Source organism: Domibacillus sp. PGB-M46 (assembly GCF_022668875.1).
GTDB lineage: Bacteria > Bacillota > Bacilli > Bacillales > Domibacillaceae > Domibacillus.
This window is the reverse complement of sequence record NZ_JAKGCR010000009.1, coordinates 94,146-117,285: the sequence shown is the minus strand read 5'-3', so window position 1 is coordinate 117,285 and position 23,140 is coordinate 94,146. Positions and strand designations below refer to the sequence as shown.

Sequence of the window (23,140 nt, the reverse complement as noted above, 5' to 3'; positions counted from 1 at the left end):
TTTTTGGGGAAAACAGAGTTTATATTTTCTTTGTACCTTCTTCCTGGCATTCAAGTTTTAGGTTAGGTTTACCTATAGCCTCAAACTTATGTTCAAATGTAGATTAGGATACAGGTGTAGATGCATCTACAGACTCAGATATAAGTTTAGACACAGGCTTTATAGCATTAAACAAAGAATATTCTTTTTAACAAAATTCCAAAAAAGAGAGATACATGTTCAGAGATAAGAGACCCAAACACCTGCAAACAAGATGGCAAGTGTTTGGGTCTCTTATTCATATATGTATTCCTATAAAAAGGGAAGCTGTTTACACAGTTTTTGTAGAAGAAAGCCCAAAAAGTACAGCGTCATAAAAACTCTAGCATTATTATGAGGCTTTTATATTCACGTATGTGTGTGTATAAAAGCCTTTTTTGGGCGGATTTTCGCGTTATTATATCTATTTTTAAAAATAGGGTGGCATGCAGAAAAACAGAAGTCTTACTAAATAGGATTCTCTGTATGGGAAATACAGTTTAGTCAGTTTTTCTTAATACGTTATGTGAACAACAAAATAATAGGCACGAAAGTCAAAAAGGGATAGTGAGTTCAAGTTTATATTTTTTACTGAATACTTTTCTATAGATACGACAATAATGAAAGTTAATATAAGCGTAAAAATTGAAAGGATGATTGGATGAAAAGCACGGGCAGAAATGATGGTAATGAATTTCTTAACAACCTGAAAGTAATGGACGCCAGACCTGACTATGAGCCGATAAGACTTGTTGAACACGTATATCAAGCACAGGGGCCTGATATCACCTTAAAATCTTGTGATTACTGCAATAAAGAAAAGAATGTGGTGTTTTATAAGCCGGATGTGATGAATATTAATGGAAAACATATTATCAGCCTCAAAAGCAGAAAAGCGTGGACCTGCTTAGAATGCTATAGTAAGGATTTAGAGGCACTGAAGAAGCAATACGGTTGAGTTAAGGGCGCGGTGAAAAGAGGATATGGTAGCGGCTCAGTGTAAATAATTTTAATTGTTTATAAATGATTACTGCTTACAGACTTTCTGAGCAGCAAAGCACATTCCTTCAGGAGCGGGCTGGAAACGAGATCAAGCCTTTGGCGTGTCTTCAGAGACATCAAAGGCTCGATTTTTTCTGTTTAAAATACTTTTTCTGCAGATTTAAATGAGGTATTTAAAACACGATACGCCTTTTTATCATGTTTTTCGGTTAAACATTTGTGTAAAAAATATAACAATTCTATTACAAGCAATGAAAAATAATTTTTCACCTTAAAATTGATATGACTGTAGCACCAAGCTACGCTTAAGTTTGAAGACTTGTTTAAAAATGGAAAGAATTTTTGTGGAATTCTAGTTAAAATTGGAGGTTTAAAACCTATTGCGGAACAATCTCTTTTCTTGCATTATTAGTGGCAGAGACCGGGCAACAGGGTCACGACAAACAACTAGGAATTGCAGGAGGGAATTAACTTGAAAAAGAAATTACGTATGATCGCTACAGCTGGTGCTCTTTCATTGGGACTACTTTCAGCAGGACAAGCACATGCAGCTACACCGACTGTTCAAACCATTCAATATAAGGTAATCATTAAATATATTGATGGCAAACAAACTGTTTCGTTTGTTAAACAACCGGCACAGACAACACCAGGAACAACAACAGTAAAGGCACCAACAACTACTACTCAAGAGCCAGTAAAGGCACCAACGACGACTACTCAAGAGCCAGCAAAAGCGCCGACAACAAATGCTCCAGCTCCGGCACCAGCTCAAACACCAGCAGCAACTACTGGTTCTGTTAACGAGTTTGAGAAGGAAGTATTTGAACTTGTAAATCAAGAGCGTGCAAAAGCTGGCTTGAAAGCTCTTCAACTAGATACAAAACTAAGCGAAGTTGCTCGTGCAAAATCAGCAGACATGAAAAATAAAGGATATTTCTCTCACCAGTCACCTACGTATGGTTCACCGTTTGATATGATGAAGCAATTCGGTATTACGTATAAAACGGCTGGTGAAAACATCGCAAAAGGTCAAAAAACACCTGAAGAAGTAATGAAGGCGTGGATGAACAGCGATGGACACCGTAAAAATATTTTAAGTGCTGACTTCACTCATATTGGTGTGGGTTATGTAGATGGACACTGGACACAAATGTTTATCGGAAAGTAAACGAATGCAGAAAAAACCGCTAGATTTTATCTGGCGGTTTTTTTACATTTACATTAACTGTTGGCTTTTATAAAAGAAATATCATAAACAGTTATTTCTTTTGCTGTACCGGCACCCCTGTACATAATAATGCCCTTATTTCCTTGAGGTCCAGATCCTTATTTACATGATTCGCAGAATAATACTTTCTTATACTGCTTGTTATTCATGCTGAGAGCCTTGAAACCAGTTCGTTAAATAAAAGCATTTTTTGATCATTCATAAGCTGTTAAAGAAGAAAAACATGGTTTATATATCTTTTTCTTCTCTGCGAGAGGGAGTTTTTTCTCCTAAAGCAAATAAGACTATAGTTCCAATAAGCGATGTAATGAAGATGACTGTTCCCATTGGTATGGCCGATCCTTCTATTATTCCGGCAAGCGGGGACATAATAGAACCGATTAGAAGAGGCAGCATTCCAAGCAAAGCACTTGCGCTTCCCGCCCGATGCCCCTGCTTGGCAATGGCGACTGTGAAAGAACTGGTAAGTACGATTCCCATACCTGTCATATACACATAAATCGGAATAACGATAAGGGCAAGCGGCCCTTCTATGATGGTCATAATGAATAAAAATAAAGCTGCTAAAGTGGAGAGAATGACGCCGCCCTGTAATAATCGTTTCTCCTCTATTATTCCTGCTAAACGTCCAACCATAAAGCTTCCTGAAATGATCGCAATCCCGTTAATACCAAACAGTACGCTAAACATTTGCGGGGATACACCGTAAATATCCTGATACACAAATGGCGTGCCGGATACATAAGCAAAACTGCCCCCATGTACAAAACCTAGTGCAAGGGCATAGCCGATAAATGAACGATCTTTGAATAAGTCACCCATTGTACGAACGGAATGGCTGAGAGAGCTTGGCATTCTATTTTCAATAGAAAGAGTTTCCTGCAGTCGGAAGTAAAGCAGGATCACGATAAATATCCCTACAAGTGCCAAAAAAAGAAATATCGTTTTCCAGGTTGCAAAAGAGAACCATAGAATCCCGCCACCCGCGATTGGTGCCGCTAAGGGTGCAACCGCATTGATAACCATCAGAAGCGAAAAAAACTTTGTTAATTCCTTTCCACTGAAAATGTCACGGACGATTGCCCGCGATATGACAATTCCAGCGGAAGCGGTAAGTCCTTGCAGTAAGCGGCCAGCAATTAAAATTTCAATGGATGGAGCGAGGGCACATAATAACGTGGCTATTACAAATAGTGTAACTGAGATAAGAAGCGGCTTTCTGCGGCCTTGGGCATCACTGATTGGCCCGATGATAAGTTGGCCGACAGCCAGTCCGACTAAGCACGCCGTAAGGCTCATTTGAACAAGAGAAGCGTGTGCCTCTAAGTCTCCTGCAATATCAGGGAATGCAGGCAAGTACATATCAATGTTCAGCGGGCCCAGAGCACCCAGCATACTAAGCATAATCGCCAGTTCCATCCGTTTTTTAAATGAGTTTTTTTGCATGTTCACAAACCTTTCTTTCATTGATTCAGCGTTTTATATTCCTTTGCAAGTATACTGAATCATGAGAAGAAGAAGCAATTAGCTTGATCTAATGATTTGCATGTACACTAAGTTGAGCGATTGAATTGATCCGGGGGATAGGCGATTTCCGCAAACCACCTGGTATGATTACAGCCCTTTTTAATCTGGTGGTTGTATTTTTCGTTTATCGTTTCTGGACTGGCAGCATAAAGAAGCTTCAACAGCAGGAAAGGGAAAATAAGGCCTTTTAAATGCCCGAGAAAATAGGAGAGACAAAGCAGTTGCAGGAAGAAGGGGAATTGCTTTTCATGTAGGAGCATCTATTGGATGTGACTATCACAAAGAGCGGAAAGAGATTTTCCGCCTGGTAATGATAGCTTTATATGTTAACTTATTTGTTAACTTATTTGTAATGGTTACATCCATTATGTCTGTATTTTAATGAACAGGGAGCTCTTTTTTATTGTCATTGTAAAACCAAGCAGAAGAGCTCAGTCTATTGTTGTGCTGGGCAAGACTTCTTTATAACAGCAACCCTCATCATCCCACTTATAAGGGCCTTCTTGTATAAGAATCTGCTTAGGATAGGGGGTTATGAACCGCTCGGATACATCACCTATATAGGAAAACAATTTAGAAGCACCGTCCAAGAATCCTAGCAGCTCATCAAGAGAAACCAAGCGAAAAATCATATCCATTTTTATCTCATCTTCGCTGTCTATTTCATCATACATTTCCATTACAGCCTGACGAAACGCACGATCATGCTTTACCAATTTTGCAACATCCTTCACAGTTGGAACACCGAAAATGAAATTCAGCTCATCAGAAGGTTCTCTAAGGGCTTTTTCTCCAATTAAGTTTACATGGCGATTGATGGGATTCGTTACATAATAAAGTCGCTCAAATTCCATAAACACATTTTGATCAGGATTCGTTTGTTTAACTGCTGGATCCGTTACCAGGTACAAAGCTGAGTGATTCACTTATAAAACTCCTTAGTTTTTGTTTTTATTATACCAATTGAAAAGCAGCAAAGGAAAAAAGGAGAATATTGAGCCCTAGGGCAAAATAGAAATTAATGCTTTTTTGTATGTTCATCCATTTATTGTTCTAGTATACTGGTCTTTAGGATAAAGATTTAAAGAAAGGTATAGAAGACCTTTCTCCGAAACGTCTTAGTAGAGAAGAGAGCGGCTTTGTTCAACGACTCTTTTTTACCTTCTTTTTCAACTATGCGCAAAATATCAATTGATACATACCGACAGAACAAGTATTTTTCAGTACAAAGACAAAAAAGGGCAAGCTAATTAGCTTGCCCTTTTTTCTTATTTCTGGATAAATTGCTGTGTCCAGTAATTTCCGCTTGGCTCGTAGCCTACACCAATTTGAGTGAAGTTACTGTTTAAGATATTTGCTCTATGACCAGGCGAATTCATCCAAGCTTTCATGACTGCTGCAGGTGTGGTCTGCCCCTTGGCGATATTTTCTCCTGCCGATTTATATGTAATACCGAAATTTTTCATCATGTTAAATGGAGTACCATATGTAGGTGAATTATGGGCGAAATAATTATTTTTCATCATGTCTTGAGATTTGATTCGAGCGACACGAGAAAGCTCCCAGTTTTGTGTTAGCGGCTTAAGGCCTGCGTTTTGACGTTCAATATTCACTAAACGGATGACTTCTGCTTCCGAATTTGTTACGTTTGTGGAAACCGTCGGAATGGTTAACGTTTGGCCCGGATAAATCATGTTTGGGTTCTTTACCGATGGATTTGCTGTAATAATTTCTGAGGTTCCAACCTTATATTTACTGGCAATCTTCCACATTGTATCTCCAGATTGAACCGTATACGTGGTGGCTGCTGAGGCAAGAGATGGCATTAGAGAGACGGTAAGCAGTGTTGCGGCAATAATTTTCTTCATGTTTCCTCCTAAAATTCCTGATTGACTGAATAAGACTTTTCCATTTAAACACAAATCTAGAAGTCAACCAACAATCAATTTATCCCATTAAAATAAGAATGATGCAATGCTGTTATTTATCTACTTAGTTGGGTTAACTATTTTTAACAAGCCGGTATATAAGGTCGTCATGACCAGCAAACGTTGAAGATCTTATTGAAGAATAGCTATTAACTAAAAATCAGTTATAGAGGAAATTTGAAGCTGTTGCGGAAGCAGCTAAAGGACTGACATTCTTAACAAATAGCCGAGTGATTGAGCGAGAGTTAAAAAATACAAACTACAGGTGTTTTATTGAATAAAACAGAGGAGTTTAAAACGGTCCTCTGTTTCTTTTTATAAAATGTGAATTTCACCGTTTAACACATAGGAACTTAAATTTCACTAAACAGATCGTCTATACATTAAGCTTCACTGATGATGATTAGACACTAATTTACGGCACAGAGCGAGCCAAATAAAGGTACCTTTAAGTTGAAAAGCAGGTATGTAATTACCTGAAAAACCAACTTGGAGGTATTTTTCTATTCGCGCCAGTTAAGCGATGTGGCCAATGTAAATACAGGCAGCCCCGTATTTATAAGCTTTCATTTTTTTGAAAATAATTTTAAAAATCCTTGTTGACAACCCTGTATATACAAGATAAAATGAAAGCGTAAACAGATGCTTGTATATACAGGGGAAGGGTTAGTTTGAAAGCGTCAACATCTTCTATATACAAAGGTTTGATTATTATACAATTAAGAAGGGATTGGAGTTACTCCAATTCATCAGGGGGATAAGGGAATGAGTAAGTATACAGATCCAGCGAAACAACTGCTGGAACGCATTGGAGGAAAAGAGAACGTCGCTGCTGTTACACATTGCGCAACGAGAATGCGTTTCGTTCTAAAAGATCCAAAACAAGCAAATGTGAAAGAAATAGAGGCGATTAAGCTTGTAAAGGGCACCTTTACACAAGCGGGCCAGTTCCAGGTTATCATTGGAAACGAGGTTTCTTCCTTCTTTAATGAGTTTGTTAAATATGCCGATATAGACAGCGCTTCCAAAGAAGAAGCAAAAGTGGCTGCGAAGCAAAATATGAATTTTCTTCAGCGAATGATCGCTCACCTTGCCGACATCTTTACGCCGCTGATTCCGGCACTTGTAGTCGGCGGTTTGATTTTAGGTTTCAGAAATGTAATCGGTGACATAAAAATGCTCGAAGACGGAACAAAGTCACTGATAGAGGTTTCTCAGTTTTGGGCTGGTGTACATGCGTTTTTATGGTTAATTGGTGAAGCGGTATTCCACTTCCTGCCTGTAGGGATCACATGGGCGATTACAAAGAAAATGGGAACGTCACAAATTCTCGGTATCGTTCTCGGTATTACCCTTGTTTCTCCTCAGCTTCTTAACGCATATGGAGTAGCAGGCGCCAAAGCCGGCGATATACCTGTATGGGATTTTGGCTTCGCGCAGATTGAAATGATCGGTTACCAGGCACAAGTGATTCCTGCGATTCTTGCCGGTCTTGTGTTGGCGTTCTTAGAGCGTAAATTACGTGATATCGTTCCAAATGCTATTTCGATGATTGTCGTACCGTTTTTCGCTTTACTTCCAACCGTTTTAATTGCGCACACAGTGCTGGGTCCTATCGGATGGAGCATTGGCTCATTTGTTTCTGACGTTGTGTATTCAGGTTTAACTTCATCATTTGGCTGGTTGTTTGCGGCTATCTTTGGGTTTGCTTATGCACCGCTCGTCATTACCGGATTGCACCACATGACAAATGCAATTGACCTTCAGCTTATGAGTGAACTTGGCGGCACAAACCTATGGCCGATGATTGCTTTGTCTAATATTGCACAGGGTTCTGCTGTTTTGGCTATGATTTATATTAATAGAAAAAATGAAGAAGAAAAGCAGGTATCGATTCCAGCGGCTATTTCCTGCTACCTAGGGGTAACAGAACCGGCTATCTTCGGTATTAACCTTAAATACGGCTTCCCATTCCTAGCAGCCATGATTGGATCTTTGACTGCTGCGATTATCTCTGTAGGAAGCGGTGTAATGGCAAACTCCATCGGGGTAGGCGGCCTGCCTGGTATTCTGTCGATCCAGCCCCAGCACATGATCATGTTTGCAGTGGCGATGGCTGTAGCGATTGTGGTACCGCTCATCTTAACCATTATTTTTGCGAAAACGAAAGTATCAAAAATGACGTTTACTAAAAAAGCAGCTTAAGCAGCAAAGAGGGAGAGGTATTCTCCCTCTTTTTTGTTTGTCTTACGTGACAGGCTTTGACGTTTTATTTATCAAAACGAGTGACTCGATGATCAAAATAGTTATACATCATGCACTACGGCCAGCACTTGCAGTACGAGTGTGTATTAGGATAAAGACGGGGACCTCCTATATTACGGAATCCTTGTCCATTATTGTTATTTGTTCTTTCATTTTCTTTCGTTAAGCTGGCTTCAAACATATCAATGATGTGTAAAAATCTTTCCGCCTCACGAACAACATGGTCGGCCAGGAGCGGATGGGAGAGCATTATCAAAGAAAAGCTTCCAAAATATATGAAGGCTTAAACATGGACCCATCTTCGCCTAAGCATGATGTATTTCAAACCATTGCGGACCCTGCTCGTCGCAATCTGTTACAATTACTTGCTGACAAGGAAATGTCTATTGCTGCTATAACAGAACATTTCCCTATAAGCCGTACTGCTGTGAACAAGTATCTGCAAGTGCTTGCCGATGCCAACCTTGTGATCAGTCAAAAGATCGGGCGGGAAACCCGGTACAGGCTTCACTCAGAACCGATGATTGAATTAAAAGAAGGGCTTTCCTTTTTTGAGCAATATTGGGATGAAAAGCTGTCCGCCTTAAAACAATTCGTAGAGAGTAATAATGATTAGCAGGTGTAAGGGCTATGTTACTTAAAGATGTAGCTGTCTTGTTTATGGAATGGTTTATTAAAGAAGAGAAAATAGTTACCGGAAGACGGAACGAGATTAGTGTAGAGCTGATGATCCTATAAAGAAACTCGATAAAAAGAGTAGACTTTCTGTTAAAATAAACAATATCTTTGAGAGAACTAGCAGAGAGGACGTATCATGTATGGCTATTACATATCCCCATATTGAGGATTCAAATTTAACATCCTATATTCCGCCAAAAGGGGAATACAAGGTGTTTGAGAATGAAGAGGACTATGCGAAAAAGGTAAGAGAGTGGGGGCTTTCTTCCGCAAAAGAAGCGAAAAAAGAATTTTGGTACAAAGGTAAAACGTATAAGCGGCTCGTGACAATAAAAGGCTATGAGGAGTATGGCACCGAGAACGCCGTTAACATTCTGGTCATTGAATTTCAAGACGGCCATTTAAGTTGTATTTATCCAGACTATTTAAAGGATATGCAGTCTTCTAATTTCGGGAAAGAAAGCAGAGTGAGCGTGGCAGAAGGAGGAGAACCTCCTGCTGATGCTGCACCTCCTGCCAAAAAAGAAAGAGCGAAAAGTGCAGAAGGAGGCAATCCGCAGCCAGCAGCATCTAAAGCCAAAAAGACGAAGCAGCCTGCTCTTGAACTGCCGGCAGAGAAAGTGCATTTTACCGCCACAGTGAAGCAGTTTGCCCTAAGCTGGAACCATTTCAGCGAGGAAAATGATGAAGTAGTCGTACTGGAAAATGTTCGGATTGTACAGGGGCAGGAAGAACCCGTGAATGTTGGCTTTGCATGGTGCAGTCACAGCAAGACGCTTAAAAAGCTGGAACTGCAGCCGGGAGAAAATCTTCAGTTTGACGGGAAGATTGTCAAAAAGAGTTTCCCAAAAGGAAAAGACGTTGAAGAAAAGTTTATGGTAGATGTTCCGGTGCCGTATAAAATCAACAATCCTTCTAAACTAGTAAAAGAGCAGCCGTCTCTTGAGCTTTAAGCACAACCTATGGAGAGCAAGTCACGCTTTTGTAAATAAACGCCCGCTGTTCTCGCTGGGCATGGTAAACAGAAGCCGAAATACAAAAAGTATTTCGGCTTTTTAATGATGCTCTGACGGAAGCAGCTGTGCTGAACAAGAAGCGAAGGAGAGTTATATATGTACACCCATTTTGTTCGCTTCTTCTATTATCTCTTTCATGAATGCTTTAACGGTTTGATTTTTAGCCAATCTCGGACTCTGGCCAGACCAAATGGACATAAAGTCTTGATTGTTTTGTGCACTGCTCGTTTTTCTAATCATTTGCGTGAGTTGATTTTGAACGGGAAAATCGGGTACAAGTAATTCGTGCTCCTGCATATCCAGGATAAATTTGTTTTTAATGCCTCTTGCCCATTTGCCAGAGAAAGCACGGGTAAAAGTCATCTGGTCTTCAGCCGCATTTAAAATAGCTTCTTTATGTACCTTGTGTGCGCCGCTTTCTACACAGGTCAGGAAAGCTGTCCCCATTTGTACACCCTGTGCTCCTAAACAAAGTGATGCCATTAATCCTCTTCCATCCATAATACCTCCGGCAGCAATAACAGGAATGTTTACATGGTCCACAGCCTGTGGAATCAGTGACATTAAGCCAACTAAACTTTCCTGATGTCCATCGATAAAGTTTCCGCGGTGCCCGCCCGCCTCACTGCCCTGCACGACCACCATATCCATTCCCAATTTTTCATTTTCAATAGCTTCTCTAACCGTGGTAGCTGTTCCGATAAGGATGATGTTATGCTGCTTTAATTCAGCTATTACTTCCTTGGAAGGAATACCAAATGTAAAGGAACAAACAGGGACCTTTTCTTCAATAATCACGCTGATTTGTTCCATAAAGCTTTCGAAAATACTGCTGAATTCCGGAATATCAGGGTGATCGGCTGGCCCAATATTCAATTGCGCACAAACCGGGTGTAAAAGCTCGTTAGCTGACTGCACTTGGTCTTCTGTCACGTGAAATTCATTGGGTACAAATAAGTTGACGCCAAAAGGATTGGGGGTTAACTGTTTAGTTTCCCTGATCTGTTCCCTTGTTTGAACAGGAGTCATATAACCTGCGCCAATCATTCCTAAACCGCCAGTATTAGAAACCTCAGCCACTAATTTTGAAGTCGTGATTCCGCCAGCCATAGGGGCTTGTATAATTGGATACTGAATGTTGAAACGTTTTGTCATTTCATTCTGTAACATAAGTTCCACCTCATGGTTTTTATTTGTCCATCTATTATATTTCAAGCATACCTTTATTTTGATATATAGCATAATATATAAAAGTGATTATAGATATCAATAAAATATATATGTAGAAGAGTACCTTGAAAGAAGAGGATCTATGAATCTGTATACATCATAAAATTTCTGAACGGCTGCTTCTTTAAACGGCTTGTCTCCAGTTAAGCCCGATTGAATTTTGAGCATGCTCTTATTTTGCTATATAATATAATGTATATAAAAGTTATTTGTTATCAATAAGATATATAGATAGAAGGGCGAATCTGGAGGAGAGATTTTATGGATTTGCATGCGTTAAAAATTTTCCAGACTGTCGCAAAGTCAGGTAGTATTTCTCAGGCAGCAAGGGAACTCGAATATGCACAGCCTAATATCACCATGAAAATTCAGCAGCTGGAAACGGATCTTCAAACAACTTTATTTTATAGACATAATCGCGGCACGACCTTGACGGCTAAAGGAAGTACATTATTAGTGTATACAGAAAAAATATTTAATCTCATAGAAGAAACAAAAAGTGTAATCAATGATGATCACATACCAAAGGGTCCTTTAGTTATCGGCTCGATGGAAACAACGGCTGCTGTCCGATTACCAGCCCTTATTTCAAAATACCATAAAGACTACCCAGACGTGGATTTCACTTTAAAAACAGGGTCTACCGACCAACATATTCAAGGAGTTCTTCAGTATAAACTGGATGGAGCGTTTGTAGCTGAACCCGTTGAGCATCCTGATCTTATTCAAAGAGAAGTGATTGAAGAAGAATTGGTGCTCATTACAGATTCACATCATCCTCCTTTATCTTCTATTAAAGATATTCAAACTAAGACGCTGCTTGTATTTCGTTCTGGATGTTCGTATCGGGCAAAGCTTGAACAGCTGTTGCACCGGGAAGGAATAGTGCCCAATAAGACGATGGAATTTGGCACTATTGATGCAATCGTCGGCTGTGTGGCTGCTGGTCTGGGCGCAAGTATGCTTCCACGTAGTGTCGTTTCTAAGTATGTACAAGATGGCACTCTTAGACAGCATCCAATTCCGGATCCATATGGAAAAGTCAAAACCGTATTCATTCATCGAAGAGGTAAGTATGTACCTGCGTCTTTAAAAAAATTTATAAATATGTTAAGTGATGAAAAGGGCTTGCTAAACAGCAAGAGTTAGGTTTGGGAGTTACATTTATATACTAATCACTTTTGGAAAAAACGAACCTTTAACATATTTAAATGTATGCTAAAGGTCCGGCCTCGCTTGCATCCTATACTATGAAAGAGCAGACTTTCCGTTTGGAAAGTGTGTAATTTAGGTCTACAAGCCAAAGCTGCGGGTCATTTGGTTTGTTTTGTACCCGCCATTAATCCTTCATTGTTACCGTCTCCATATATAACGGTAGTGCTCTATCCTACATTCGAGCTCATCTAGATACGCACAATAATTCTGCCGCGGATTTTCCCTTGTAAAATAGTAGGTAGATACTCAGGCAATTGCTCCATTGAAATTTCTTGTTGGATAAAATTCAATAGTTTGTCGGTCTTTAAGTCTGCAGCCATGCGATCCCAAACTTTTCTTCTAATATCCATTGGACAATACACCGAATCAATACCAAGCAGGTTCACCCCGCGAAGAATAAAAGGAAATACACTTGTCGGTACGCTGCCTCCGCCCGTTAATCCGCTTACAGCTGCAGAACCACCGTAATGAATCTGGCTTAAGATGGCGGCCAGTGAAGGTCCTCCAACCGGATCAATTGCACCTGCCCATTTTTGTTTAGCTAACGGCTTAATTTCTCCGTTATATACGTCTTCCCGGGAGATCACTTCCTTAGCGCCGAGCTCGTATAAATAGTCGTATTCTGAAGATTTCCCGGTGCTCGCTGTCACCTCGTATCCTTTTGCAGCGAGCATGGAAACAGCGAGGCTTCCTACTCCACCAGTAGCACCGGTTACAAGTATTTTTCCTTTATCCGGCGAAACCCCGTTTTCCTCCAGTCTTTGTATCGATAATGCTGCTGTAAAGCCTGCTGTTCCTAATACGATCGCTTCTTTTAATGTTAAATTTTGGGGGAGGGGTAAAATCCAATCTCCAGGAATTCGGGCATATTCACTGTAACCGCCAAAGTGAGAAACACCTATTTCATAGCTTGTTGCAATGACTTCATCCCCCGCTTGAAAGCGAGGATCTTCGGAAGAAACCACTGTTCCCACCAAGTCAATGCCCGGTACAAACGGATAATTTTTTACAATTTTTCCGTCAGGCGCAGCCGCTAATCCATCTTTGTAATTGATGCCCGAGTAATGGACCTTAATCAAAACACCGCTTTCAGGTAAAGCCTCTAAAGAAATGTCTTTTATTCCGACTGAAAATTGATCATCTTGCTTATCTACTACTAAAGCCTTAAATACATTTTTCATTGAGCGAGCCTCCTTTAATTCGTATCGTTTCCATTATACAAAATTATTCTGGGCAATAGGCAGTCATAGGAGAGTTGTATACTGGCTCATATGATTCATAATAAATCCAATTATTTATATAACCGTGCTAAACTTTTTTAAATAAATATTTCTTCCGCTTCAGGAAATAATACCGTTAAAAAGGGGGAGAATTGTTGGGCGCTACGGAAACAATCATTAGAACATTAGTGGCATTTCTTACTTTATCCATTCTCATGAGGGTGATGGAAAGAAAAGAACTTTCAGAGATAACCTTTTTTAATTTTGCTTCTGCCGTTGCGATGGGCTCTGTAGCGGGGAATCTTGCTTTCAATAAGAATCTAACTATTTTGAACGGTGTTATTTCCTTGATTGGATGGAGTGTATTGACGCTTTTGTTGGGATGGATCGTGTTGAAATCGAAAAAAGCGAGAAAACTTATGAATGGCGAACCCCTTATTCTGATCAAGAACGGCAAGATTATGGAAAAGCCGCTTCGCAAGGTGAGTTTAGATATAGATGCGCTGCATGCATTACTGAGGCAAAAAAATATTTTTTCCATTACAGAAGTGGAGTATGCCATTTTTGAAACGACAGGCAAGCTTTCTGTAATGAAAAAAGACAGCAAACAACCCGTGACAAAAGGTGATATAAATCTGATTAATCCGGAAAAGAAACTGCTGCCTACTATAACGGAAGTTGTATCAGACGGCGCTGTAAATACAACTAATTTAGAAAAGTTAAATCTTAATAAGGAATGGCTTCATAAACAATTAACACAAGCCGGAATTGCCTCTCTTTCAGATGTCTTATATGCTGAAGTGCAGCCAGACCAAACGCTGTATATAGACCGAAAAAACGATAAACAGCATGAAAGTTAGAATAAAAAGACTGCCGGGATTTTCTCGACAGTCTGGACTTATAAAAACAGTTAAGGCACTGTGCATTCAACTGTTTTTCTTTCTTCATTTTTCTGCAGATATTTTCTTATTTGTCGGATAAGTACTTGGTCAGCTCAAGTGAATCCCGCCAGTGAGGATAGTAAGGGTGATCCACAAAAAGGTGAACAGGCTCACCACGGCCGTTATGAGCAGCCGCACCTTGATAGATGGTAACAATCACACCGGATTCACGAAGAACGCCCATCGTATTTCGAAACGTTTTATCTGAAATGTGATTCCTACTTAAAAAGTCTTTTCTCTTCATATAGAAAAAACCGCGGTCAGCTGAAGTCATACAAACTCTTTCTATCATTTTACGCGTGCCCTCTTTTAACCGGCCAAACTTATCTTCTCCAAAAGCTTTGATCGATGCATGTAAAAATTCTTTTTTTAATTGATTTAGCTGCTTCGGGTCTTGTGTATATGCAGGGTAATGGACCATTCGTTCAAATTCGGACAGACTTAGTTTTTTATATCGGCTCAAGATCTTGCCTCCTCAATTAAGCACTACCTCTTCGATTGTCGGAGTTTCGCTGCTTTATCCAGCTTCCGCCTTTATGGTTATTCACCTTTAAGTTCCATTTTCCTCTTTTTTTCGTTCATCCATAACACGAGGCTTTTGGCGGGGAAGAGAAAGTTTTCTCATTTCTATCAAAAGCCCATTCTGCATTAAAGTCAAATGAAACGGCTGCTGTCTGCTCCCTAGTAGAGGAGGGGGGTACAGAGCTAAACGCGGTAAAAGGTCTGTCTTGCCCATGCAGATAAGTGGAAGCTCAAAAAGAAATTCGGCATTTTAGATTGCAGCTTTACTATTATGCATGGGGAATAGATTATAGTATTCTTTCCGAGAAAGCAGGACCGCGCGAAAAATCTTTTTCTAAAGGGCAAATTTTAATGCGTGGTTATCACCGGACGGATGAAATCATCATTGTCATTAAGGAAATGACAGAGGATGCGGCAATGCACCTGCGCCAGCATGCGTGTCGGCAGCAAGGATTGCATTTGGCATTTCCTGCACACGGGATATTGAAGACCATGGTTTCAGGCACCAGGTGCTGCTGCCGGGAAGCACGAATCAAACAGCAGAGCTGTCCAGTTATTTTGTGCGGCTGTTTTGCTTAAAAAGCATTAGCCCGGGCAGCCGGTGACCTAGGTTCATATCGTGTGCAGCCGGCTGGGGGCGGCAGGATACGAGCAGCTCGAATTATTTACACCGGTGAAGCTGGACAAAAGGCGGCATATTTTAGATGAATCAATTGACCAGCTGAGTGATCGTTTTCGGAAAAAAGCGATTTTTTATGCGTACAGCTTGATGAGGGCAGGGACGTATCTGCAGCAGGCCAGGTATGAAGGAGGACATAAGGGAATGTATTAATCTGTGCAGCTGCTTACTTTGAGCGGGCTGCTGCAGCAGGCTCTTATTTCTTTTGTATGGGAGTATCCGGGTTTTATCTGTGTTTTGTTTAAATAAAAAACACCTTTAAGTGTCTACGGATCATTGATAGGGACTGACGGGACTGACCCCATATCCGTTTGCAGCTTAAAGGCGTTTTTATTTTTCTATTGTATAGAACAAGTACCGGCGAGATGAAATCTGCCTGTCTCGTGAAGGATCTAACATCTGCTTTTTCTGCAGAACTGTTGATTAGGCTTGATCACTGCCGAAGAAATTACGGAATGACTGGAATGTTGCTTCCCGGTTTAAGGCGGCAATCGATGTTGTTAACGGAATGCCTTTCGGGCAAGACTGCACGCAGTTTTGGGAATTCCCGCAGTTTGTCAGTCCGCCATCGCCCATGATGGCGTCAAGACGCTCTGCTTTATGCATTGCTCCTGTTGGATGGGCATTAAATAAACGCACCTGGGAGAGAGGGGCTGGGCCAATAAAATCAGATTTGCTGTTTACATTTGGGCAGGCCTCCAAACAAACGCCGCAGGTCATGCATTTGGATAATTCATAAGCCCACTGGCGTTTTCTCTCAGGCATACGCGGCCCCGGGCCAAGATCGTATGTGCCGTCGATTGGGACCCAGGCTTTTACCCGTTTGAGTGAATCAAACATACGGTTCCGGTTAACCTGAAGGTCGCGGACAACCGGGAAGGTACTCATCGGTGCCAGGCGAATCGGCTGCTCAAGCTTATCCACAAGCGCTGTGCAGGACTGTCGCGGCTTGCCATTAATATACATGGAACAAGCCCCGCACACTTCTTCTAAACAGTTCATATCCCATGCAATGGGTGTTGTTTTTTCCCCTTTTTTATTGACAGGATTCCGCCGGATTTCCATCAAGGCGGAAATTACGTTCATATTTGGGCGGTACGGAACTTCAAATTCTTCTTCATAGGGAGTGGAATCAGCGGTATCTTGACGTGTAATAATAAAAGAAATCATTTTGTGCTCGCTCATGCCTTCTCCTCCTTTTTCTTCGAGTAATCGCGTTTGCGGGGAGCAATTAATGATACATCCACATCTTCATAATGGAAGGCTGGCGCCGTTTTTTCACCGGTAAAGGCCGCCATGGTTGTTTTCAAAAATTCCTCATCGTTTCTTTCTGGGAACTCAGGTTTGTAGTGAGCGCCGCGGCTTTCATTCCGGTTGAGTGCACCGATCGTCATTACGCGGGCCAAGTGCAGCATGTTTTTAAGCTGGCGGGTAAAGGCCGCTCCCTGGTTGCTCCATTTGGCTGTATCATTAATATCGATGTGTTGATAACGTTCTAGAAGCTCTACAATTTTATTGTCTGTTTCTTTTAATTTATCGTTATAACGGACAACCGTTACATTGGCTGTCATCCACTCGCCAAGCTCTTTGTGCAGAATATAGGCGTTTTCTGTTCCTTTACCCATAGCTAAAATATCGTTCCATTTTGCTTGTTCCTGTTTCACATGCTGATCGAAAACAGTGGAAGAAACCGCATCGGCACTTTTCTCGAGACCGTTAATATAGCGGACTGCATTCGGGCCGGCTACCATGCCGCCATAAATAGCGGAAAGAAGGGAATTGGCCCCGAGGCGGTTGGCCCCGTGCTGTGAGTATTCGCATTCCCCGGCCGCAAAAAGACCTGGAATATTGGTTTGCTGGTCGTAATCCACCCACAATCCGCCCATAGAGTAATGAACGGCAGGGAAGATTTTCATCGGCACTTTACGAGGGTCATCACCCATGAATTTTTCATAAATTTCAATGATACCGCCAAGCTTTATATCCAATTCATGCGGGTCTTTATGAGAGAGATCTAAATACACCATGTTTTCGCCGTTAATGCCCAGCTTCTGGCTGACACATACATCGAAAATTTCACGAGTGGCAATATCCCGCGGTACCAGGTTTCCATAGGCCGGATACTTTTCTTCAAGGAAATACCATGGCTTTCCGTCTTTGTATGTCCAAACACGTCCGCCTTCGCCGCGCGCCGATTCACTCATTAAGCGAAGTTTGTCATCTCCCGGAATCGCCGTCGGATGAATTTGAATAAACTCACCGTTCGCATAATGAACGCCCTGTTGATAAACGATTGACGCTGCCGAGCCTGTGTTGATAATCGAGTTCGTAGATTTACCAAAGATAATACCGGGACCGCCTGTTGCCATAATCACCGCATCACCCGGGAAAGCTTGAATATCCATACTTATTAAGTTTTGAGCGACAATTCCCCGGCAGATTTGTTCTTCGTCTACAACTGCACCAAGGAATTCCCAGCCTTCAAATTTGGTGACAAGCCCTTGTACTTCAAAACGGCGCACCTGCTCATCGAGTGCATAAAGCAGCTGCTGGCCGGTAGTCGCACCGGCAAAAGCGGTACGGTGGTGCTGGGTGCCGCCGAAACGGCGGAAATCCAGCAGCCCTTCCGGTGTACGGTTAAACATAACACCCATCCGGTCCAGCAGGTGGATAATACCTGGTGCTGCTTCAGTCATCGCTTTGACCGGAGGCTGGTTGGCAAGAAAGTCCCCGCCGTACACTGTATCGTCAAAATGCTCCCAGGGAGAATCTCCTTCTCCTTTTGTATTGACTGCTCCATTAATGCCGCCCTGGGCACAAACAGAATGAGAGCGCTTTACCGGAACGAGTGAAAATAAGTCTACTTGTTTTCCTGCTTCTGCAATTTTAATGGTCGCCATTAATCCGGCTAAACCGCCGCCCACAACGATAATTTTTCCTTTATTCATCTAAACCCCACCTTATTTAACACGTTCAAATTAAACAAAAGCGAAAATGGTACGAATGCTAATCAATGATAATGCGATAAAAATGCCCAATGTGACATATGTTGAAATTCTTTGAGAACGAGGAGTAACAGTCAAGCCCCAGCTTACGCCGAATGTCCACAAGCCATTTGCGAAATGAAAGACTGTGGAAAGAACTCCGACAATATAGAATGCAAGCATAGCCGGATGATCTAAAATATTGGCCATCATGTCATAGTTTACTTCTGCCCCAAAGAAAGCTTGAATTCTTGTTTCCCATACATGCCAGGCGATAAAAACGAGAGTGACAACGCCTGATACACGCTGAAGCGTAAACATCCAGTTCCGGAAGTAACCGTACCGGTTTACATTGTTCTTCGCTGTAAAAGCAATATACAGTCCATAAATCGCATGAAATAAAATAGGAAGAAAAATAATAAATACTTCAAGCGCGTAACGGAATGGCAGGTTCTCCATAAAATGCGACGCCTGATTAAATGCTTCCGGTCCCTTTGTCGCAAAGTGATTGACCACCAAATGCTGAATTAAAAAAACCCCGACCGGAATGACGCCCAACAATGAATGCAGCCGCCGGTAGAAAAATTCCTTGCTTGTTGCCATGCATGATCCCCCTCAAATAAAATACCTCATGAATTGAGCAAAATAGAAAACCTTTTCTTTGTTTAAACGGTCTCTATAGGTTTTATGATATGACTGATGAATAATAATGTCTAATTTATTAATTGCATGTTATTCATGCAAAAAAGGTATATACTATTGTTACTCTAATAAAGAGGTGAGACATGGATGGAATGGCAGCAAATTGAATATTTTCGGGTTGTCGCACGCTTGCAGCACATCACTAATGCAGCCGAGGTTTTATCTCTTTCTCAGCCTGCTCTAAGCCGGTCCATGGCGAAGCTTGAGGAGGAGCTCGGTGTTCCGTTATTTGAGCGGCAGGGACGCACTATTAAGCTAAATCAGTATGGGCAGCTGTTTCTGGATCGGGCAGACCGGATTATGAAGGAATTTCAAGAGGTAAAGCAGGAGATTCAGGACTTGCTTGACCCGGACTTTGGAGAAATATCGTTAGGCTTCATGCCTACCCTGGGCACGTATCTGATTCCAAGCTTAGTCAGGTCTTTTCAAACGGAATACCCGAATGTTAAATTCCGCTTTAAACAAAATGGAAACGACTCGCTTCTAAAACAGCTGGAAGCAGGAGAAATTGATTTTTGTCTTGTATCCTCAACACCGGACACTAAACAAATCCATTGGACCGAATTGTGGAAGGAAGAATTGTTTTTGATTGTACCCGCGGATCACCGCCTGGCCCAGTACGAAAGCGTAACGTTACGGGAGCTTGCTGATGAAACGTTTGTGCTTTTAGAAAAAGGAAACGGCATTCGGGGAATTACAGACAGATTGTTTCAAGAAGCGGGGATAAGTCCGGAAATCACTTTTGAAGGCGAAGAGGTGCACACGATCGTGGCGTTTGTGACAGCTGGATTGGGTGTTACGCTTATCCCAGATTTTAAAGGAATCGACTGGAGCCGGGTTTCAAGAATACGTATACGCTCATCTAATTCTTATCGGGTGATAGGGCTCGCCCGGGTTGAGGGCAGATATATATCACCAGCAGCCAAGCGATTTTATCAATTTATTAAAGATTATTTTATGAACTGAGTCAGAGGGCGTTCTGTCTTTAAATATTCACAGTTTTGGGTTCAACCTGTACAGCCTCAGCTTCCTGATCCAACAGGTCTATATGAAGGTTCATTAAGCTAGATACCAGTTTGTTTAGGGAAATGAAATTAAAAGGTTTTATGAGCATGAAAAATTTCAAAATAGGCTGATAGAAGATACAACAATAGTTATGTAAAAGATTTCGGACCGAAAGTTAATGAATAACCGCTTCATGACGCTGGATAAGCGATGAACGCCGTTAAAGTAAAGAGGTTGCCGAAAACGTCTGACATGGAAACCTTGAACGTCTGACACATTTAACACAGTAAATCTTCACCAGTATAGGTCTTAACTTTCAAGCGTCAGACGTAAGTAGCTTTTTGCATGTCAACAGAATTGGTGTCCGATGCTTCATTTTCGATCCTTTGTTCTTTCAGCCGCGAAGAGGCCTATAACGTCATGAAAGAAGATGAGTGTGATGCAGGAAAAAGTAGAAGGCTTAAAGGAATTGCTCAGAAACATGGTGATCCTAAAAAGCGATGTAATAAGAAGAATTTATGAAACTCTCCCAAACAGCCGGTCAGGTCCGTTTATCCAAGTGCAAAGATGTAGTCACGGCTGTCTTAGCCTTTCAGTTGGCATACGAGAGAGCAATGCCGTTTTATCGGCAGGGTGGAGAGTACAAAGCTGTGGTACCAATTATTCGTTATTTTTAAAGACAAGATTATATATGATCTTGGCAATCGTAGCCGTAAGTCTTTACAGGATGCCAGCTGGCGGGATCTGGATGTAAGGGAGGACGGTTTTCACAATCTGTAGGGAATCATGTGCAGATGTATATTTTAAATCGGAAAAATTTAGCGGATTTTCATGCGGCTCACCATCATTACGAAATCATGAAGCCGGATTATTCATTAAAAAGAGCTGTTTTTAAAAAGAATGGATACCGGAAACAATAGAGAGATAAAGAGGAGGAAGCTAATCAAATTCCTGATGAAATGAGAGAAGAGTACCGACAGGTTTGGAGATGAAAACGGGTAAGGATTGCGATGTAGATCAAGCCAGATTCAGGGTAAGAACAGAGGGGGGAAAAGAGTCAGTCAGATCTTACTTGCCCATTCTTACCCGAAAAAACCTTTGTATGCCTCTGTAGCATAGAAGTTCAAAAAGAAGGGTCGAACAGGCCAAGATCTTACCCGAAAAAGAACAGGAAGTAGTAGGTACAATCGCATTTTAAACTCCGGCTGCCGTATTGGCGCAAAAGAAGAGGTCTAGTTGAACCAATTCGGAAGTATGGAGAATTGTTCAACTAGACAATCCCGGTACACTACAAAAAAGGGGAAAGAGAATGAAAGAAAAGCAGTTGGTGAAAAGTGTGCAGCCGCGGGTTATAGAAATGCTATACATGCTCTGTAAATATTGCATGCTAAGTAACCCAGCAGCTAATGCACCACTTTCAAATTTCTTCCTATTCCATACGAAATGCATCATATACTAGAACATGCCATACGCGTACTCGTTTAGCCGAGCATTTAATAATAGATGGGAAGAAGTCCAACAACTGTACGAATAATAATTTGAGAATGTTGGAATGCTGTGAACAAATCTCTGCTTAGAATGAAGGAAGACTTTGGCGGGGGGAGGGGGCTTTTTTTCATGGAAAGAGCGAAAATCAGCAGTATTCAATTTTTTCTCTTACTTTTTATGTTTGAAATGGGAACTGCGGTAGTGGTAGGACATATGATAGCAGCAAAAAAGGATGCCTGGCTCTCCCTTCTTTTGGGCATGTGTGGAGGACTGGTTTTATTTTTAGTTTCCTATGCGCTGTTCCGCTATTACCCCTCCTTACCGCTTACAACATACGCCAGAAAAATATTGGGCCCATATATAGGATGGGTTGTTGGGTTGCTGTATACAATCTTTTTCTTATATGTTTCTGCCAGAAATGTGCGTGAATTCAGTGAAGTATTGATTACGGCAACGATGCCGGAGATTCCTTTACTTGTTGTGGCCATGCTTTTTGTGTTTACCATATGTTATGTGCTTTACCTCGGAATTGAAGTTTTTGCAAGGACAGCTGAAATACTAGGAGTCTTTTTGATTTTTATCGGAATCATCGGAAATCTTTTCGTTTATGTAACCGGCACTGTAGATCCTAACAACTTGAAGCCTGTTTTAGAATATGGATGGAAGCCTATATTGGAAACGGCTTTTTATTCTCCGGCGTTTTTAATTTTTCCGTTCGGAGAAGCATTCGTTTTCGCCATGCTTTTTCCTTATTTGAATCGTGCAGATGCAGTAAAAAAAATTGGAGTGGCTTCATTAATCGTCAGCGGCCTTATTTTAAGTTATAACGCCGCTTTAAACGTTGCGGTACTGGGTGTCAGTGAGGTACTAAGATCTCCTTTTCCTTTACTCGCTACAGTAGGAAAGATTAACTTTTTAGAATTTATCCAGCGTTTGGATGCACTTGTAGTCATCACGTTATTAATTACCGTTTTTTTTAAAGCAGGCATTTACTTATACTGTTCGGTCATGGGAATGGTGGATTTGTTTCATTTAAAAACCCATCGGCAAATGATTTTTCCAGCAGGCCTTATTCTCGCTTTTCTTTCTGTAATGATGGCAGAGGATATGGCTGAGCACACAGAAGAGGGTGCTACGGTATATATCATATATGCTGCAATCCCGCTCCTTATTATTTTGCCTGTCGTCATGCTGCTGATTGCTTTTATCCGTCACCGATTGAATAAATAACATGCCGTTTGCCCATTCTTTTGGCAATAGGAGCTGAAAAAGCATTCTTTTTAATACTGGATTTACAGCAAAAAGAAGCTGATCTTCCCAAATCAACTCCTTTTTGCTAAGAGTATTATTGTAAATTAGTTGATTCCTACTTTAGTTTCTCTCTCGCTGATATACTTCCTCAAGGATCTCCGCGGAAATATTCTGCATGCTTTTACTTTTTCACAGCCCATCTTCAATATTCACGGGCAGGGAAACCGACAGCATCTCT

20 protein-coding genes and 1 pseudogene are annotated in these 23,140 nt (G+C 41.3%); 11 read left to right on the top strand and 10 right to left on the bottom strand.

Features of this window, described 5'->3' with window-relative positions:
* Positions 1 to 679 precede the first annotated feature (679 nt).
* Complete coding sequence (locus L2D08_RS13130) at positions 680 to 976, top strand: hypothetical protein (protein WP_242234294.1); 297 nt, start codon at positions 680 to 682, stop codon at positions 974 to 976.
* 516 nt (positions 977 to 1,492) lie between these two features.
* A complete protein-coding gene (locus L2D08_RS13125; protein WP_242234293.1) occupies positions 1,493 to 2,191 on the top strand; it encodes a CAP domain-containing protein in 699 nt (232 codons plus the stop codon).
* Positions 2,192 to 2,479: 288 nt separating this feature from the next.
* On the opposite strand, the gene L2D08_RS13120 is transcribed toward L2D08_RS13125, so the two are convergent.
* The 3 genes from L2D08_RS13120 to safA all read right to left on the bottom strand — a co-directional run bounded on the left by L2D08_RS13120 (position 2,480) and on the right by safA (position 5,646).
* Entirely contained in the window at positions 2,480 to 3,697 is a 1,218-nt protein-coding gene (locus L2D08_RS13120; protein ID WP_242234308.1) for a Bcr/CflA family efflux MFS transporter, read from the bottom strand.
* A gap of 512 nt (positions 3,698 to 4,209) precedes the next feature.
* Complete coding sequence (locus L2D08_RS13115) at positions 4,210 to 4,704, bottom strand: hypothetical protein (RefSeq protein ID WP_242234292.1); 495 nt, start codon at positions 4,702 to 4,704, stop codon at positions 4,210 to 4,212.
* Positions 4,705 to 5,046: 342 nt separating this feature from the next.
* The gene (gene safA, locus L2D08_RS13110; RefSeq protein ID WP_242234291.1) at positions 5,047 to 5,646 is read right to left on the bottom strand and encodes a SafA/ExsA family spore coat assembly protein; all 600 of its coding nucleotides are present in this window, start codon (positions 5,644 to 5,646) and stop codon (positions 5,047 to 5,049) included.
* A gap of 825 nt (positions 5,647 to 6,471) precedes the next feature.
* On the opposite strand from safA, the gene treP reads away from it, so the two are divergent.
* Positions 6,472 to 7,911 (top strand): PTS system trehalose-specific EIIBC component, encoded by a 1,440-nt coding sequence (gene treP / locus L2D08_RS13105; RefSeq protein ID WP_242234290.1) that lies wholly within the window; start codon positions 6,472 to 6,474, stop codon positions 7,909 to 7,911.
* Between the two features lie 217 nt (positions 7,912 to 8,128).
* Here the strand turns inward: treP and L2D08_RS24685 are convergent.
* Positions 8,129 to 8,212: pseudogene (locus tag L2D08_RS24685) on the bottom strand (DUF2935 domain-containing protein); the annotation flags it as partial.
* A gap of 48 nt (positions 8,213 to 8,260) precedes the next feature.
* On the opposite strand from L2D08_RS24685, the gene L2D08_RS13100 reads away from it, so the two are divergent.
* Complete coding sequence (locus L2D08_RS13100; RefSeq protein ID WP_242234289.1) at positions 8,261 to 8,587, top strand: ArsR/SmtB family transcription factor; 327 nt, start codon at positions 8,261 to 8,263, stop codon at positions 8,585 to 8,587.
* A 202-nt stretch (positions 8,588 to 8,789) separates the two neighbouring features.
* Positions 8,790 to 9,602 carry a hypothetical protein gene (locus tag L2D08_RS13095; protein WP_242234288.1) on the top strand — a complete coding sequence of 271 codons (813 nt, stop codon included), beginning with the start codon at positions 8,790 to 8,792 and terminating at the stop codon, positions 9,600 to 9,602.
* Between the two features lie 153 nt (positions 9,603 to 9,755).
* Here the strand turns inward: L2D08_RS13095 and L2D08_RS13090 are convergent, their stop codons facing one another.
* Positions 9,756 to 10,835: an NAD(P)H-dependent flavin oxidoreductase gene (locus L2D08_RS13090; protein WP_242234287.1), complete on the bottom strand. Its 1,080-nt coding sequence runs from the start codon at positions 10,833 to 10,835 to the stop codon at positions 9,756 to 9,758.
* Positions 10,836 to 11,156: 321 nt separating this feature from the next.
* On the opposite strand from L2D08_RS13090, the gene L2D08_RS13085 reads away from it, so the two are divergent.
* On the top strand, positions 11,157 to 12,044 hold the full coding sequence (locus tag L2D08_RS13085) for a LysR family transcriptional regulator (protein WP_242234286.1): 888 nt from the start codon (positions 11,157 to 11,159) through the stop codon (positions 12,042 to 12,044).
* 254 nt (positions 12,045 to 12,298) lie between these two features.
* Here L2D08_RS13085 and L2D08_RS13080 read toward each other — a convergent pair whose 3' ends face one another.
* Positions 12,299 to 13,291 (bottom strand): NADPH:quinone oxidoreductase family protein, encoded by a 993-nt coding sequence (locus L2D08_RS13080; protein ID WP_242234285.1) that lies wholly within the window; start codon positions 13,289 to 13,291, stop codon positions 12,299 to 12,301.
* A gap of 194 nt (positions 13,292 to 13,485) precedes the next feature.
* Between L2D08_RS13080 and L2D08_RS13075 the strand changes: the two genes are divergently transcribed.
* On the top strand, positions 13,486 to 14,190 hold the full coding sequence (locus tag L2D08_RS13075; protein WP_242234283.1) for a DUF421 domain-containing protein: 705 nt from the start codon (positions 13,486 to 13,488) through the stop codon (positions 14,188 to 14,190).
* A gap of 106 nt (positions 14,191 to 14,296) precedes the next feature.
* Here the strand turns inward: L2D08_RS13075 and L2D08_RS13070 are convergent, their stop codons facing one another.
* Positions 14,297 to 14,734, bottom strand: coding sequence for a hypothetical protein (locus L2D08_RS13070; protein ID WP_242234282.1), 438 nt, complete (start codon positions 14,732 to 14,734; stop codon positions 14,297 to 14,299).
* A gap of 410 nt (positions 14,735 to 15,144) precedes the next feature.
* On the opposite strand from L2D08_RS13070, the gene L2D08_RS13065 reads away from it, so the two are divergent.
* Both L2D08_RS13065 and L2D08_RS13060 read left to right on the top strand, forming a co-directional pair.
* Complete coding sequence (locus tag L2D08_RS13065; protein ID WP_242234280.1) at positions 15,145 to 15,372, top strand: hypothetical protein; 228 nt, start codon at positions 15,145 to 15,147, stop codon at positions 15,370 to 15,372.
* Positions 15,373 to 15,412: 40 nt separating this feature from the next.
* Positions 15,413 to 15,625: a hypothetical protein gene (locus L2D08_RS13060; RefSeq protein ID WP_242234278.1), complete on the top strand. Its 213-nt coding sequence runs from the start codon at positions 15,413 to 15,415 to the stop codon at positions 15,623 to 15,625.
* Between the two features lie 270 nt (positions 15,626 to 15,895).
* Here the strand turns inward: L2D08_RS13060 and sdhB are convergent, their stop codons facing one another.
* From sdhB to L2D08_RS13045, 3 genes are read right to left on the bottom strand one after another with little or no spacing between them, the layout of a single operon-like run.
* Positions 15,896 to 16,657, bottom strand: a complete 762-nt coding sequence (sdhB, locus tag L2D08_RS13055) for a succinate dehydrogenase iron-sulfur subunit (protein ID WP_242234276.1) — start codon at positions 16,655 to 16,657, stop codon at positions 15,896 to 15,898.
* Positions 16,654 to 18,420: a succinate dehydrogenase flavoprotein subunit gene (gene sdhA, locus L2D08_RS13050; RefSeq protein WP_242234274.1), complete on the bottom strand. Its 1,767-nt coding sequence runs from the start codon at positions 18,418 to 18,420 to the stop codon at positions 16,654 to 16,656. The genes sdhB and sdhA overlap by 4 nt, the downstream gene beginning before the upstream one ends.
* A gap of 30 nt (positions 18,421 to 18,450) precedes the next feature.
* Positions 18,451 to 19,059 (bottom strand): succinate dehydrogenase cytochrome b558 subunit, encoded by a 609-nt coding sequence (locus L2D08_RS13045; protein ID WP_242234273.1) that lies wholly within the window; start codon positions 19,057 to 19,059, stop codon positions 18,451 to 18,453.
* Positions 19,060 to 19,245: 186 nt separating this feature from the next.
* Between L2D08_RS13045 and L2D08_RS13040 the strand changes: the two genes are divergently transcribed.
* Positions 19,246 to 20,124, top strand: coding sequence for a LysR family transcriptional regulator (locus L2D08_RS13040; protein WP_242234271.1), 879 nt, complete (start codon positions 19,246 to 19,248; stop codon positions 20,122 to 20,124).
* A gap of 1,656 nt (positions 20,125 to 21,780) precedes the next feature.
* On the top strand, positions 21,781 to 22,881 hold the full coding sequence (locus L2D08_RS13035; RefSeq protein WP_242234269.1) for a GerAB/ArcD/ProY family transporter: 1,101 nt from the start codon (positions 21,781 to 21,783) through the stop codon (positions 22,879 to 22,881).
* Positions 22,882 to 23,140: the final 259 nt, after the last annotated feature.

Coding starts and splice junctions, on each gene's coding strand:
- L2D08_RS13130 (WP_242234294.1), top strand. CDS start 680: ATGAAAAGCACGGGCAGAAATGATGGTAATGAATTTCTTAACAACCTG.
- L2D08_RS13120 (WP_242234308.1), bottom strand. CDS start 3,697: ATGCAAAAAAACTCATTTAAAAAACGGATGGAACTGGCGATTATGCTT.
- safA (WP_242234291.1), bottom strand. CDS start 5,646: ATGAAGAAAATTATTGCCGCAACACTGCTTACCGTCTCTCTAATGCCA.
- treP (WP_242234290.1), top strand. CDS start 6,472: ATGAGTAAGTATACAGATCCAGCGAAACAACTGCTGGAACGCATTGGA.
- L2D08_RS13100 (WP_242234289.1), top strand. CDS start 8,261: ATGGACCCATCTTCGCCTAAGCATGATGTATTTCAAACCATTGCGGAC.
- L2D08_RS13095 (WP_242234288.1), top strand. CDS start 8,790: ATGGCTATTACATATCCCCATATTGAGGATTCAAATTTAACATCCTAT.
- L2D08_RS13090 (WP_242234287.1), bottom strand. CDS start 10,835: ATGTTACAGAATGAAATGACAAAACGTTTCAACATTCAGTATCCAATT.
- L2D08_RS13085 (WP_242234286.1), top strand. CDS start 11,157: ATGGATTTGCATGCGTTAAAAATTTTCCAGACTGTCGCAAAGTCAGGT.
- L2D08_RS13080 (WP_242234285.1), bottom strand. CDS start 13,291: ATGAAAAATGTATTTAAGGCTTTAGTAGTAGATAAGCAAGATGATCAA.
- L2D08_RS13065 (WP_242234280.1), top strand. CDS start 15,145: ATGCGTGGTTATCACCGGACGGATGAAATCATCATTGTCATTAAGGAA.
- sdhB (WP_242234276.1), bottom strand. CDS start 16,657: ATGAGCGAGCACAAAATGATTTCTTTTATTATTACACGTCAAGATACC.
- sdhA (WP_242234274.1), bottom strand. CDS start 18,420: ATGAATAAAGGAAAAATTATCGTTGTGGGCGGCGGTTTAGCCGGATTA.
- L2D08_RS13045 (WP_242234273.1), bottom strand. CDS start 19,059: ATGGCAACAAGCAAGGAATTTTTCTACCGGCGGCTGCATTCATTGTTG.
- L2D08_RS13040 (WP_242234271.1), top strand. CDS start 19,246: ATGGAATGGCAGCAAATTGAATATTTTCGGGTTGTCGCACGCTTGCAG.
- L2D08_RS13035 (WP_242234269.1), top strand. CDS start 21,781: ATGGAAAGAGCGAAAATCAGCAGTATTCAATTTTTTCTCTTACTTTTT.